Source organism: Streptomyces durocortorensis (assembly GCF_016901035.1).
GTDB lineage: Bacteria > Actinomycetota > Actinomycetes > Streptomycetales > Streptomycetaceae > Streptomyces > Streptomyces durocortorensis.
Map to the genome: position 1 here is coordinate 35,288 of NZ_JAFEUF010000002.1, position 12,458 is coordinate 47,745.

Consider the following 12,458-nt stretch of genomic DNA (forward strand, 5'->3'; position numbering starts at 1 on the left):
ACCGGCAGGCCGTTGTCCATCCTGGGGGGGCCGTCAGGCCCGGGTGCTCTCGTCGCTCACGAGCGTGCCGATCTTCTCACCCTTGACCGCGCGAGCGATATTGCCCTCGGTCGTCAGCTCGAAGACGAGGATCGGGAGCTGGTTGTCACGGCAGAGCGTGATGGCGGTGGCATCCGCGATCTTCAGATTGCGGGCGATGACCTCGCCGTACTCCAGTGCGTCGAACTTCACCGCGTCGGGGTTGGTCTTCGGGTCGGAGTCGTAGACCCCGTCCACCCCGTTCTTCCCCATCAGGAGCGCCTCGGCGTCGATCTCCAGGGCGCGCTGCGCGGCGGTGGTGTCGGTGGAGAAGTACGGCATGCCCATGCCCGCGCCGAAGATGACCACGCGCCCCTTCTCCAGGTGTCGTACGGCTCGGAGCGGAATGTACGGCTCGGCGACCTGGCCCATGGTGATGGCGGTCTGGACGCGCGAGTCGATGCCCTCCTTCTCCAGGAAGTCCTGGAGCGCCAGGCAGTTCATGACGGTGCCGAGCATGCCCATGTAGTCGGACCGGGCCCGGTCCATGCCGCGCTGCTGGAGCTCGGCACCACGGAAGAAGTTGCCCCCTCCGATGACCACCGCGATCTGGGCGCCGTCGCGGACGACGGCGGCGATCTCGCGGGCGATGGTGTGCACGACGTCGGGGTCGACGCCGAGACCGCCGCCGCCGGCGAATGCCTCACCGGAGAGCTTCAGCATGAAGCGCCCGGAACCCTTGTCGTCGTCGCGCTTGTCGTCGGCCTGAATGGCGTCCGCGCCCTTGTCCATGGAAATTCTCCTCGTGCACATACGAAGAAGGCCATTGCCGGTGGGTCTGGTGTCCCTACAGCGGCAATGGCCTCCTCGTCAGATCTGCGGTCGTCCGGCGTGAGTGCGGCCGTCGACTGCACCAGACCCTATCGGGTCCGGCGCTGTTCGCCCGGACGGACTCAGATGCCGACCTTGATGCGCGAGAAGCGCTTCAGGGTGACACCGGCCTCGTCCAGGACCTTCTGGACGGACTTCTTGGCGTCCAGCGCGTACGGCTGGCCCAGGAGGGTGGCCTCCTTGAAGAACCCGTTGACCCGACCCTCGACGATCTTCGGGAGGGCGGCCTCGGGCTTGCCCTCGGCGCGGGTGGTCTCCTCGGCGACGCGGCGCTCGGCCTCGACGACCTCGGCCGGGACGTCCTCGCGGGACAGGTACTTCGGGGCGAAGGCGGCGATGTGCTGCGCGATGCCCTTGGCCAGCTCGGCGTCGGCCTTGTCCAGCTCGACCAGAACACCGATCTGCGGGGGCAGGTCGGGCATGGTGCGGTGCATGTACACGGAGACGTAGTCGCCGGTGAACTGCGCGAAGCGGTCCAGGACGATCTTCTCGCCGAGGTTGGCGTTGGCCTCGTCGACGTACGCCTGAACGGTCTTGCCGGCCTCGATCTCGGAGGCGAGCAGCGCGGCGATGTCGGCCGGGGAGGTCGCGGCGACGTGCGCGGCGAGCGTGTTGGCGACGGTCTGGAACTTGTCACCCTTGGCGACGAAGTCCGTCTCGCACTTCAGCTCCAGCAGAACGCCGGACGTCTTGTCCTCGGAGATGAGGGAGACGACGGCACCGTTCTCGGCGGAACGGCCCTCGCGCTTGGCGACGCCCTTCTGGCCCTTGATACGGAGCGCCTCGACGGCCTTGTCGACGTTGCCGTCGGCCTCGTCGAGCGCCTTCTTGCAGTCCATCATGCCGGCGCCGGTGAGCTCGCGGAGCTTCTTGACGTCAGCGGCGGTGTAGTTCGCCATGAGTCTGTATGTCTCTCTCGAAGTCTGAAAGATCTACGGGTGAACGGCGGGGGCGACGCTTGTGGCGTCGGCCCCCGCCGTCAGCAGCCGTGACGGGTGTCAGGCCTGCTCGGCGTCCGCGTCGGCGGCCGGGGCGTCGGCGGCCGGGGCCTCGACAGCGGCCTCGGGCGCGGCGACGGCCTCGGCCGGCTTCTCGGCGTCGGCGACCTTCTCGGTCTCGGCGGAGGACTGGACCTCGGCGGCAGCCGCGGTCTCGTCCTTCTTGTCGCCCTCGAGCAGGTCGCGCTCCCACTCGGCCAGAGGCTCGCCGGCGGCCTTCTCGCCCGGCTTCGAGTCACCGGTGGCGGCACCGGAGCGGGCGATGAGGCCCTCGGCGACGGCGTCGGCGATCACGCGGGTGAGCAGGGTGACGGAGCGGATCGCGTCGTCGTTGCCCGGAATCTTGTAGTCGACCTCGTCGGGGTCGCAGTTGGTGTCGAGGATCGCGACGACCGGGATGTGGAGCTTGCGCGCCTCACCGACGGCGATGTGCTCCTTCTTGGTGTCGACGATCCAGACGGCGCTGGGCACCTTCTGCATCTCGCGGATACCGCCGAGGGTCTTCTCCAGCTTGGCCTTCTCGCGCGAGAGGACCAGGAGCTCCTTCTTGGTGAGGCCGGAGGCGGCCACATCCTCGAAGTCGATGAGCTCCAGCTCCTTCAGGCGCTGGAGGCGCTTGTAGACGGTGGAGAAGTTGGTGAGCATGCCACCGAGCCAACGCTGGTTGACGTACGGCATGCCGACGCGCGTCGCCTGCTCGGCGATGGCCTCCTGGGCCTGCTTCTTCGTACCCACGAACATGATGGAGCCGCCGTGGGCGACGGTCTCCTTGACGAACTCGTAGGCGCGGTCGATGTACGACAGCGACTGGAGCAGGTCGATGATGTAGATGCCGTTGCGCTCGGTGAAGATGAAGCGCTTCATCTTCGGGTTCCAGCGACGGGTCTGGTGACCGAAGTGGACGCCGCTTTCCAGCAGCTCCCGCATCGTGACGACGGCCATGGCCGTACTCCTTGAGGTACTCGGTTATCGCGACCGCAGGTTTGCGTTCGCGCCTGACGCCCCGACGCGCCGTGCCACGAGGGACCGAGGAGCGCGGCCACCTCCGCGAAGAGGGAGGTGGCGGGGCGTGCGAAGTCGACCCGGTGACCCGGATCGCCGTAAGAAGTGTACGGGACCGGTCGGGTGCCGGGTGACGGCGATGTCCACAACCGGGCGACGGCGACATCTCCGGGCGGGCGACGCCGACGCCCACGGCCGGGTGGCCGCGATTTCCACAACCGGCGAGTAGTCCACAGGAACGGTCCACGATCCCCGGAATCCCGACCTCCGGGACATGGTGGCGGCATGCGCCATCAGCCCGGCCCACGCCGCTCCCCCACCCACCGTCCCCTGCTGCCACTCCTGCTTCTGGGGCTTCTGCTGTACGCGCTGCTCCCGGGCGCACCGCCCACGCCGGGAGGACCCTCGGCGCGGGCCGGGGCCGTCGTGCCGGCCGGCGCCACGGCGTCCGCGCTCCAGGCTCCGGATCCGGTCGGCGATGCCGGCGCCGGCGCCCGGAGCTGGCCGCTGGCGGGGAGACCTTCGGTGTTACGGGGGTGGGAGCCGCCCACCGGTCCGTACGGGCCCGGCCATCGCGGCGTGGACCTGGCGGCGCGGCCGGATGCCCGGGTGCTGGCGGCCGCCGACGGCCGGGTGTCGTTCGCGGGGCGGGTGGCGGGACGCGGGGTGCTCGCCATCGAGGTGGCCGACAGCGGTTCGCCGCCGCTGCGCATCACGTACGAGCCGGTGCGGGCGCTGGTCGAGAAGGGCGCGACCGTGCGCGCGGGGCAGCCGGTCGGGGTGCTGGAGGCGGGGCCGTTCCACTGCGCGGCGGGCTGCCTGCACTGGGGACTGCGGCGCGAGGACGCCTATCTGGACCCGCTCTCGCTGCTGCCGCCCGCACTGCTGCGGAGAGGCCCTTCGCGGCTGCTGCCGGTGTTCGGGGTGCCGGAGCCGGGCCCGCAGGCGGAGATGGAGGCGAGCCTCAGGGGGTGGGGCCGGGTCAGCCGCTCACACCGCGCAGGACCATCGCGACGGCGGTGTCGGCGATGACGCCCGGCTCCTCCGCGACACCCAGTTCGATACGGCGCACGGCGGCGTCGACCGAACCCTGGAGGAGCATGGCCGCCAGCCTCGGCTGGGTGTGGCCCAGGTCGCCGAGCGCTTCGACGATCATGGCGATCAGCCCACCGTGCGCGGCCCGGATCTTCTCCCGGGCGCCCGCGTCCAGCTCGCTCGCGGAGATCGCGACGACCGCGCGGTGGCGGCGGTCCCCGACGAGGTCGAGCTGCCGGCGCACATACGCCTCGATCTTCGCCTCGGGCGTCTCGGCGCGCTGCATGGCGTTCTCGACCTCGGCCGCCCAGACGGGGAAGTCGACGGCGCACAGCTCCTCGACGACGGCGGCACGGGAGCGGAAGTACTCGTACACGGAGGACCTGGCGAGGCCCGTGCGCTCGGCGAGTGCGGGGAAGGTCAGCGCCTCCGTACCACCCTCGGACAGCAGGGAGCGCGCGGCGTCCTGGGGGGCGCCGCGCTGCATGGTCCGGTGCTCGGCCACGGAGGCCGCTCGAATCCTGGGCACGCCTCCACTCTACGGCGGCAGGCGTAAGGAGGAAGGGCGCGGCCGCCGATCGGATGGCCGGAGAGCGTCGACAAGCTCCGGGGAGGGCCGGGAAAGGGGCGTCGCGGGACGTCAGCGGCCGGCGTCGGCCAGCTTCGCCCGGAGCTGGAGCACGGACTTGGTGTGGATCTGGCTGACCCGGCTCTCGGTCACCCCGAGGACGTTGCCGATCTCCGCGAGGGTGAGGCCCTCGTAGTAGTAGAGGGTCACGACCGTCTTCTCGCGGTCTGGGAGGGTGTTGATGGCGCGCGCGAGCAGTCTTCGCAGCTCGCGGTCCTCGGCGACCTCCACCGGATCGTCGGCGGCGGTGTCCTCCAGGGTGTCCATCAGACTCAGCCGGTCACCGCCCTCGCCGCCGACGTGCAGCAGCTCCTCCAGCGCGACCACGTTCGCCAGGGACAACTGGCTGAAGACCGCGTGCAGTTCCTCCAGCGCGATGCCCATCTCCGAGGCGACCTCGGCCTCCGACGGCGTACGTCGGAACTGCGCCTCCAGCGTGGCGTACGCGCGCTCCACGTTGCGCGCCTTCTGCCGGACGGACCGGGGGATCCAGTCCAGGGCCCGGAGTTCGTCGATCATCGCGCCGCGGATCCTGGTGATCGCGTACGTCTCGAACTTGATGGCCCGTTCGATGTCGAACTTCTCGATGGCGTCGATCAGTCCGAAGACCCCCGAGGAGACGAAGTCGGCCTGCTCGACGTTGGAGGGCAGCCCCACGCTCACCCGGCCCGCGACGTACTTCACGAGCGGCGAGTAGTGCAGGATCAGCTGCTCCCGCAGCCGCTCGTCGCCCGTGGTCTTGTACGAACGCCACAACTCGTCGAGGGAGGAGGGAGCGGGAGGGCGCACAGTGCCACGCGCAACCGGTGGTACTGCCGCGCGGTCAGACCCGGAGGTGTGCTGGGGCATGTGGTGCCTTGAGCCGTTCTGCCGTGAAGTGCTGGGGGACTTTTGTCTGGGGCGGAATCCTTGTGAGCGTAGCGTGACTGCGGCGTCGCAGTCCGCGCAGGACGGGAGTTCCCTGCCGCGTGATCGCGTCTGGCCGTCCACGCCGCCCGCGCCTGCCGGGAGCCGGGCCCGTCGCCGTGGGCGCGGGTTCCGGACAGGTCACCGATCGATCGTGCGAGGTCATCGGCCTTACCTTTTCACCCGAATGCTCCAGGTCAAGTATCGCCTCGCCGCGCGTTGTCGTTGCGTACCGAAGGAGGCGTCAACCGCCAGCCGTCGCCTTCGCGTTCGACGAACCCCAGTGAGTGCAGTTCGTACAGTCGACCGAGCGTTTCGTCGGCGGAGGTCCCCGCGGTGCGGGCGAGGTCACGGGGATGGGTGACCCCGTGGTACGGAAGCGCGTCGAGGACCCGCGCGGTGACCGCGTCCAGGTGGTCCCTGGGCAGCACCGGGCCCCGGCGGACCGGCGGTAGGTCGCCCATGTCCCCGACCAGCTCGACCACTTCGTCCGCGTCGGTGACGAGGACGCCTTCTCCGCGCAACAGCTCGTGCACCCCTGCCGAGAGCCCACTGGTGGCCGGCCCCGGGAGACCTGTGTCCGGAGCCACCGCCCCAGCTCCCGCATCGGCGTCAGTCAGGACGCGCGGGTCCACCCGGCCCTCCACACGGAAGGGCGGCACCAGCGGCTGAACCCACAGAGGCTGGCCCTCGTTGGGCAGCGCCGACATGATCTGATCCCAGACGCCTTCGATGCGCCACCGCTTGTAGCGGCTGTGGATGCTCTTCCAGAGCCCGAACCGCTCGGGCAGGTCCTGCCAGCGGCACCCGGTGCGCGCCTTGTGGAACATTGCGTCGATCATCCGGCGACTCGGGATGAGTCGGCGGTTCGGGTGCTCCGGCTCCCACGCCTTCACGATCGGCTCGATCAGGGCCCACGCCTCGTCGGTCAGCTCGTCCGGCACGAGCCGCTCGCGCTCCTCGAACCACTCAGCCAGTGAGCACGACAGACCGATCTTCGGTTTGGGCACGGGCCCGGTGATGGTGACCCGCACATCGAGCAATCCCAACACGTCAGCCTGCTCGGCCGGCGTCATGTCAGCGAGTCGAGTCCGCGCCATGGTGGCCAACGCTTCCAGGTCGCGCGCCCGCTGGGCGGTGGCCTTGGTCTCCTCCAGCCACTGGGCGGCCTCGTCTCGGATGTCGGTGAGTTGGCGTCGCTCCTCTATAAGGGCAGCGCTGGCAGCCGCGACGGCCGACGCCGGAAGCCCTGCCTTGGCGTACTCCTTGACCATGGTCGTGATGGCTCGGTCGAGGTCGGCGATTTGGCGGTCGAAGTCGGCGATGCGGTCGGCGTGCTGCACCTTGTCGCCCTCGGTCATGCCGACCCACTCAGCCGCCATCGCCCGCAAGCGGTGAGGGTCGCCCAGGAGGTTGACGACCTCGCCCCACACGGCCGACTCCATCGCGTCGGCATCGACCATCTTGCAGCCGCACACCGCGTCGCCCGGGTACTTCGCGGCCAGCCCGGTGCATCGGTACCAACGGCCACCCCGGCTCGTGCGAGCCATGCCGACATGGTGCGAGTTGCACCCGGTGTGCTCGTTGAACAGGCGCTTCGACAGCGGGTACGCCTGGGGCTGCGACTTCGGCTTGCCGTTCGCCAGCCGCCCCATGGCCGACTTGAGGGCGGCCACTTCCTCCGGCGTGAAGATGGGATCGAGCTTGATGATGACCGTCTCGCCGTTCAGCGGCTTGCCGTCGCGCCCGAACTTGGCACCGTGCCCAGCGCGCGTCCGGTTGGGGTTCCGGAAGATCACGCGGGCATTGAGCGTGGACTCGCTGAGAAGCTTGGCCCGTGCGTTCGTGGCCGACCACGGCACGCCCGACCTCGTGAGAAGACCCGTGACGTTGAGCCGCTCGGCCAGCTCGTTCGTGTTCATCCCGTCCTCGACCACCAGCCCCCACATCGCCTTGAGGACGAGCACTTCGGCCTCGCACTGGACAAGGTGCGATTTGCCCTTCTGGCCCTTGCAGGCGATCTCATAGCCGTAAGGCGGCTGGCCACCCGTCCACCCCCCGTCCTCGGCCTTCTCCTGCAACCCGCCCTGGGTGCGCTTGCGAATGACCTCGTATTCGGTCTCGGCGTAGTCGGCGTCACGGCGCATCTTCTTGCGGCCCTCGGCCGTGCTGTTGTCGTAGTCGTCCTCTACTACGCCGACGAACACGCCGATGTCTTCGAGCGCCCAGACCCACCGCCAGAACGCCCGGCCGACGCGACCGATGGCGCGACCCTCACTGACAACCACAATGTCGAAGGGGCGGGGCGTGCGGTGGGCGTCGGCCATCAGCCGCTTGAGGTCTTCGCGGTCGGCGGCCTCCAGCGACCCCGAGATGCCCTCGTCGGTGTACGTGCCGACGTGGTCCCAGTCCTTGCGCCCGATGTAGCGGGTGATCTTCTTCAACGCCGACTGGACGCCGTAGCCCTTGGCCTGCTCCTCGGTCGAGACGCGGGCGTACGCGACCGCACGAAGTCTGACCGTGTGGGTGACGCGGTCAACGACGCCCATGGCGATGTCGAGGGCGTCCGTGTTTTTCTGGTTCATGCTGGCGATTCCTTGTCTCAGCATTCAGGCCCGGCCGGGGGTGCCACCCCGGCCGGGCTCGTTCGTCAGCGGGTGAAGTCGGCCGTGCAGTCGGCCCAGATGAAGTCGCCGGATGCCTGGTCCACGGCCACCTCGCGCACCCTCAGTTCGTGCGTCTCGGGCATGTCGCGCCGGGCCTTGTCGGCGAGCTTCTGGATCGTCTCGGCGTCGCGGTTCTGGTCGGTGACCAGGTGGCCCTGCGGGTTGCGGAACTGGATCTTGTACATCGGGGGCTCCTTGGGGAGGAGCCGGGCGGCCTGACCGACCGCCCGGCGGCGGTGGGTCAGACGAGCCGGAAGTTGGTGGTGGTCTTCGTCGCGCCCTTGGCGTCGGTGTAGGTGAAGGTGTCGCCCTCGACCGTCCCGACCCGGACCCAGCGGCCGACCTTGGCCTTCACCTCGTCCACCTGGAGCTTGTAGCCGCGCTCCCCGGCGTCGGTCTTGGCCTCGTCCAAGGCCTGGGTCATCGCCTGCTTGGCCTGCTGGAGCGCCTTCTTGGCGGCCTTCTTCGCGGGGTCGTTCTTGGCGGCCTCGCGCTGCGCCTTGGCGGCGGCCTTGCCCTCGGCGCGGGTGATCCCGGCGGCGACCATGTGGCCGAAGGCGAACTTCGCGGCGTGGGTGCTGGCGTCGGCGCTGCTGGCGATGCCGTCCATGGTGCGGACGATCTCGACGCCCTCAGCCCCCATGCGGATCAGGAACGACTTCAGCTTGGCGTCGTGTCCGGGAGCGAACAGCCGCTTCGTCTCCGCCGCGCATCCGGTGGTCCGGCCGTCCTCGGTGGCGAACTGCGAGCAGGTGCAGGCGGCGGGCTCGGCCTGGACGGTCTTCGTGGCGGTGGTCTTGGCGGCCATTTCGTGCTCCCTGAATTCCCGAATTCCGGCCCATCCGGAATTACGAGAAAATCAAAACACGGGATTTGCGCACCGCACAATTTCCTAAATTTAACGAAAACTAAAAGGGTGGCGAGAATAGGTGTGACCACACCTATTCCCGAACCGCCATTCACGGCAAGTGACCGGGGCTTCTCGTCACTTCTCGTAACGACTGGAAGCTGGAAATTGGAAGCTGGAACCCACCCCCCATACCCCCCGTGCCTGGGCACGTATCCCGCCGGAGGGGGGTGTGGGGGCGTTCCAGTTCCAGCCGCTCCACTTCCAGTCGTTACGGCTCGTCACCGCCGGGCGTCGGGGTGGTTGACCGTGTCGGCCGGGACCCGGGCAGTCGGCAAGCCATCGCTGGCGAACGCGGCCACGTCGTCTCGGCCCCTGAACTGCCGGGCCTTGACGCTCCAGTGGGCCACCTCCCCCACGGTCCAGCGCGCGACCTTGTACGCGACATAGAGCCCTCCGGCGATGACCAGGCCGCCGGGCACGGGCCCCAGCTCGCTCACGGCGTACGCCCCTCCGACCGCTGCGGAATTCACGCCGAGGACAGCCCACGGAATCCAGCGCCGAGGACGCCGGACGACCGTGCCAGCGCCCACCGCCGAAATGCGGGGAAGGCCGTTCTTGGTGCGTCCAGCGCGGCGCTTGGCGGCGGTGTTGTGGGTGTAGTCCGCGCCGAAGCTGACGCGCTTCCCGGTGCGGGTTCGGAATTCTGGCTTGAAGGTCTTGGCGGTGGCCATTGGTGGTCCCTTCCGGCCACCTGAACCCGCGTGCTTTCCTGGGTTCGGGCGGCCTTCCTTGTCGGGTCGTTCGCGGTTGAGGGGCCTGGAAGCGAACCTTGCTGGGACTGCTTCCGGGCCCCTTCTGCGGGCGGGTCGTCAACCCTTCGCCGGCCGAGGGCCGGGACGGCCCTACCGGGCGGCGCGCTCCACTGCCGTCGTCCGGTGCAGCGGGCCGGAGTGGGCCAGCAGGCTGCTGGCGAGACGGCCCAGGCCGTTGGCCGGAGTGGCGACCTCATTCGCGGCCACCGCTGTCGCCCTCGCCAGCAGCTCCGGCGCGGGGGTCCGCTCCGCGTCACGGAGTCCGGCCGCCTGGATGCCCGCCGCGTGACGTCCGATCACCTCGTTGCGGGTGCAGGCGGCGTTGGCGAGGTCGGCCAGAGCGGCCACCGCCGTGTCGAACTTCCGGGCGAGGTCGGAGAGTGTGACGCCCTCGGCGTTCATCGCCTCCTCGGCGGCGGCCTTCAACTCCTCGGTGCGCGCCTCCTTGGCGGCGGCAAGCCGGGCGGCCTCGTCGGCGGTGGCCAGCTCGGCGGCCTTGGCGTTGAGCCGGGCGGTGTCCTCGTCTTCGATGGCCTGGCGGGCAAGCTGCATCAGGTCGGTTTCGTTCATCGTTGCTGCTCCTTGATGGGGTGTCGGATCTCGCGCCGGATCGATGCGAGGTCGGCAAGTGCGGGTCCGGACCTGGGGTCCGAGGGTCCGGACCTTGGGGTCGGGTCCGGCTGTTGGGTCCGGACCTGGTCCGAGGTCCGGTGGGCCGGGTCCGGACCTGTGGGCGGGTCCGGCGGTGACGTGCGGATCTGGTCCGGACCCCTGCCAGATCCGGAGTGCGAGGTCCGGCGGACCCCGCCCGATCCGGCAGACGACTGCCAGCCGAAAGAGGCGGGCTCGCGCCTCTGTCAGGTGTCGTTCTGGCTGGGGCTCCGGGCGGCTCTCCCCCGGCCTCCCGGCGGCTGGCGGGCCCCGTGGCCCCGGGCGGGACGAGAGGCCGTCCGGAGCCCCGTCCCGCCCCGCCGCTACACCTCTTCGGTGCGGCCGTCGCCGTAGGTCCGGGTGGCCGCCCCCGTCGTGGGGTCGCGGTACTCGACGAACGAACTCGCGTCCGGCAGATCCCGGCGGTCCTCGGCCCGGACCCCGGCGGACCTCCGGATCTCCGCCATCTCCTCCTCGGTCACGGTGCCGTCGCCCTGGCGGGTCTCCTGGCCGTCCGTGACGCTGGCGGTGGCCGGGCCCTGGGGCTCCCGGGCCGCGAACGCCCCCGCCTGGCTTCCGTGCAGATCCGCCCGGATCTCGTCCACGCTCGGTCCGTCCGGCGTCATCGGGCCCTGCACGATCTGGCTGAATTCACGATTCGTCATTTTGGATTTCCTCCTGCTGTTTGATGATGCGGCCTGCCTCGTCGCTCTCGTACGGGACGCCGTAGTGCTTCTCGAATTCGTCACGCACTGCGGCGAGCCCGTCTCTGAGGTCGACCAAGAAGTCCTTGGCGTCTTCAACATCAGCGCTCTGGTCGTGAACGGGCTCTGAATCCTTGAGTGCGCGCGTAAGGTCGGCCACACCTTTGGCGCTGTAGGCGAAATCGCGAGTGCTCTCGGCGTTGTCCATGTCGTCGAGTGCTTCAAGGACCCTTTGACTGATTCGCTCGGAGATCTCCATCTTGGTAGCTTGCAAGTCGGCAAGCCGAGCCTTGAGCGGAGTTTTCATCTGCGCCGCACGGTCGAAGCTGTGACCGTGCTCTTGGGCGAGTCGGCTGACCGTGCTTTTCGACAGGCCGGTGATGCGAGCGATTTGGCGACAGCCCTGGCCCTGGTGCATCAAAGTAATGGCCTGGTCTCGCGCGCGACCTTGGGACGTCCCCGCGTTCGCCGTCTCTTCGGCCACCTGTCCCACGATCCGGCCTTGGACCACCTCAGCCACCGGGGCCACGCATGATCAGCGCCTGCGCCTCGGCGATGCCGTCCATCTGCTTCTGGGTCCGGGCCCGTCCGGCCAGCCGGATCAGCTCCCGCAGTGCGGCGATCCGAATCGCGTCCAGGCCACTCGCCCTGATCACGTCGGTGGTGCGGTGGCCCGGCTCGACCATCACGCCGTCCCGGTCCTTGACCAGTGGCCGGACGCCCTCGTCGTCCACCTCGAAGAACCGCACCCGCTGCACTTTGGCCCCGAATTCCGGGTCGCTCTCGATGGCCACCCACCCGGCGTCCGCTTTCACGTACTCGCTCATTCCGTCACCGCCACGAGGTCTTCGACGCCGCACCCGAGAATTTCGGCGATGACGACCACCGTGTGCGAATTCGGCTGCATCCGGCCGGTTTCCCATCGCCGAATTGTGAGCGGATGGCGGTCGAGTTTCTGGGCCAGCTCCGCCCGGCTCATCTTGCGCTCGTTGCGGAGTTCTCGCATCGCGTCTTTGTTGAGCACCGAATAACCCCCTTCCTGGGATCTCCGTGATCTCTAGAACAATTCGATCATGATCGGGGAGATCCCTGGAATACCCATCCGGGATTGCGTTTCACGCAAGATGGACGCGGTCCTCCCAGGGTGGTTTTCTGGGGGTACCCAGGAAGGTGCGGAGGCCCCACCGGTTCATTTCGTCGGTGGGGCCTCTGGCTGTTTCAGACGCGCGGCGCTTCAGGCAGCCGCAAGTTTCAATATTGAAGTCCGGCCGGCACGACCGGTGACTGTTGAAAACTC

General features: G+C 69.0%; 14 protein-coding genes and 2 pseudogenes. 1 reads left to right on the plus strand and 15 read right to left on the minus strand.

Going from position 1 to position 12,458, the window contains the following annotated elements; translation table 11 throughout:
- Positions 1–33: 33 nt before the first annotated feature.
- The 3 genes from pyrH to rpsB all read right to left on the minus strand — a co-directional run bounded on the left by pyrH (position 34) and on the right by rpsB (position 2,849).
- Positions 34–810 (minus strand): UMP kinase, encoded by a 777-nt coding sequence (gene pyrH / locus JS521_RS00715; RefSeq protein ID WP_205080764.1) that lies wholly within the window; start codon positions 808–810, stop codon positions 34–36.
- 161 nt (positions 811–971) lie between these two features.
- Positions 972–1,808 carry a translation elongation factor Ts gene (tsf, locus tag JS521_RS00720; protein ID WP_205080765.1) on the minus strand — a complete coding sequence of 279 codons (837 nt, stop codon included), beginning with the start codon at positions 1,806–1,808 and terminating at the stop codon, positions 972–974.
- Between the two features lie 99 nt (positions 1,809–1,907).
- A complete protein-coding gene (gene rpsB / locus JS521_RS00725) occupies positions 1,908–2,849 on the minus strand; it encodes a 30S ribosomal protein S2 (RefSeq protein ID WP_205080766.1) in 942 nt (313 codons plus the stop codon).
- Between the two features lie 345 nt (positions 2,850–3,194).
- On the opposite strand from rpsB, the gene JS521_RS00730 reads away from it, so the two are divergent.
- Positions 3,195–3,941: a M23 family metallopeptidase gene (locus JS521_RS00730; RefSeq protein ID WP_205080767.1), complete on the plus strand. Its 747-nt coding sequence runs from the start codon at positions 3,195–3,197 to the stop codon at positions 3,939–3,941.
- Here JS521_RS00730 and JS521_RS00735 read toward each other — a convergent pair.
- The 12 genes and pseudogenes from JS521_RS00735 to JS521_RS00785 all read right to left on the minus strand — a co-directional run bounded on the left by JS521_RS00735 (position 3,892) and on the right by JS521_RS00785 (position 12,185).
- Positions 3,892–4,449 (minus strand): TetR/AcrR family transcriptional regulator, encoded by a 558-nt coding sequence (locus tag JS521_RS00735; RefSeq protein ID WP_205080829.1) that lies wholly within the window; start codon positions 4,447–4,449, stop codon positions 3,892–3,894. The genes JS521_RS00730 and JS521_RS00735 overlap by 50 nt on opposite strands.
- A 135-nt stretch (positions 4,450–4,584) precedes the next feature.
- Positions 4,585–5,421 (minus strand): RNA polymerase sigma factor WhiG, encoded by an 837-nt coding sequence (whiG, locus tag JS521_RS00740; RefSeq protein ID WP_205080768.1) that lies wholly within the window; start codon positions 5,419–5,421, stop codon positions 4,585–4,587.
- Positions 5,422–5,675: 254 nt separating this feature from the next.
- Positions 5,676–6,053, minus strand: a pseudogene (locus tag JS521_RS36325) (DNA-processing protein DprA); the annotation flags it as partial.
- A 144-nt stretch (positions 6,054–6,197) separates the two neighbouring features.
- Positions 6,198–8,087, minus strand: a pseudogene (locus JS521_RS00745) (recombinase family protein); the annotation flags it as partial.
- Between the two features lie 41 nt (positions 8,088–8,128).
- The gene (locus tag JS521_RS00750; RefSeq protein WP_205080770.1) at positions 8,129–8,329 is read right to left on the minus strand and encodes a hypothetical protein; all 201 of its coding nucleotides are present in this window, start codon (positions 8,327–8,329) and stop codon (positions 8,129–8,131) included.
- Between the two features lie 56 nt (positions 8,330–8,385).
- Positions 8,386–8,952 (minus strand): hypothetical protein, encoded by a 567-nt coding sequence (locus JS521_RS00755; RefSeq protein ID WP_205080771.1) that lies wholly within the window; start codon positions 8,950–8,952, stop codon positions 8,386–8,388.
- A 320-nt stretch (positions 8,953–9,272) separates the two neighbouring features.
- A complete protein-coding gene (locus tag JS521_RS00760; protein WP_205080772.1) occupies positions 9,273–9,725 on the minus strand; it encodes a hypothetical protein in 453 nt (150 codons plus the stop codon).
- 171 nt (positions 9,726–9,896) lie between these two features.
- Complete coding sequence (locus tag JS521_RS00765; RefSeq protein WP_032757422.1) at positions 9,897–10,376, minus strand: hypothetical protein; 480 nt, start codon at positions 10,374–10,376, stop codon at positions 9,897–9,899.
- A 404-nt stretch (positions 10,377–10,780) separates the two neighbouring features.
- On the minus strand, positions 10,781–11,122 hold the full coding sequence (locus tag JS521_RS00770) for a hypothetical protein (RefSeq protein ID WP_032757423.1): 342 nt from the start codon (positions 11,120–11,122) through the stop codon (positions 10,781–10,783).
- A complete protein-coding gene (locus JS521_RS00775) occupies positions 11,109–11,645 on the minus strand; it encodes a helix-turn-helix domain-containing protein (RefSeq protein WP_205080773.1) in 537 nt (178 codons plus the stop codon). Before JS521_RS00775 ends, JS521_RS00770 begins: the two co-directional genes overlap by 14 nt.
- A 28-nt stretch (positions 11,646–11,673) precedes the next feature.
- Positions 11,674–11,988, minus strand: a complete 315-nt coding sequence (locus JS521_RS00780) for a hypothetical protein (protein WP_205080774.1) — start codon at positions 11,986–11,988, stop codon at positions 11,674–11,676.
- Positions 11,985–12,185: a helix-turn-helix transcriptional regulator gene (locus JS521_RS00785; protein ID WP_032757426.1), complete on the minus strand. Its 201-nt coding sequence runs from the start codon at positions 12,183–12,185 to the stop codon at positions 11,985–11,987. The genes JS521_RS00780 and JS521_RS00785 overlap by 4 nt, the downstream gene beginning before the upstream one ends.
- Between the last annotated feature and the right edge of the window lie 273 nt (positions 12,186–12,458).

Bases quoted from the DNA above. Each gene is read 5' to 3' on its own strand.
- whiG (WP_205080768.1), bottom strand. From the start codon at position 5,421: ATGCCCCAGCACACCTCCGGGTCTGACCGCGCGGCAGTACCACCGGTT.
- pyrH (WP_205080764.1), bottom strand. From the start codon at position 810: ATGGACAAGGGCGCGGACGCCATTCAGGCCGACGACAAGCGCGACGAC.
- JS521_RS00730 (WP_205080767.1), top strand. From the start codon at position 3,195: ATGCGCCATCAGCCCGGCCCACGCCGCTCCCCCACCCACCGTCCCCTG.
- rpsB (WP_205080766.1), bottom strand. From the start codon at position 2,849: ATGGCCGTCGTCACGATGCGGGAGCTGCTGGAAAGCGGCGTCCACTTC.
- JS521_RS00750 (WP_205080770.1), bottom strand. From the start codon at position 8,329: ATGTACAAGATCCAGTTCCGCAACCCGCAGGGCCACCTGGTCACCGAC.
- tsf (WP_205080765.1), bottom strand. From the start codon at position 1,808: ATGGCGAACTACACCGCCGCTGACGTCAAGAAGCTCCGCGAGCTCACC.
- JS521_RS00760 (WP_205080772.1), bottom strand. From the start codon at position 9,725: ATGGCCACCGCCAAGACCTTCAAGCCAGAATTCCGAACCCGCACCGGG.
- JS521_RS00780 (WP_205080774.1), bottom strand. From the start codon at position 11,988: ATGAGCGAGTACGTGAAAGCGGACGCCGGGTGGGTGGCCATCGAGAGC.
- JS521_RS00755 (WP_205080771.1), bottom strand. From the start codon at position 8,952: ATGGCCGCCAAGACCACCGCCACGAAGACCGTCCAGGCCGAGCCCGCC.
- JS521_RS00770 (WP_032757423.1), bottom strand. From the start codon at position 11,122: ATGACGAATCGTGAATTCAGCCAGATCGTGCAGGGCCCGATGACGCCG.
- JS521_RS00765 (WP_032757422.1), bottom strand. From the start codon at position 10,376: ATGAACGAAACCGACCTGATGCAGCTTGCCCGCCAGGCCATCGAAGAC.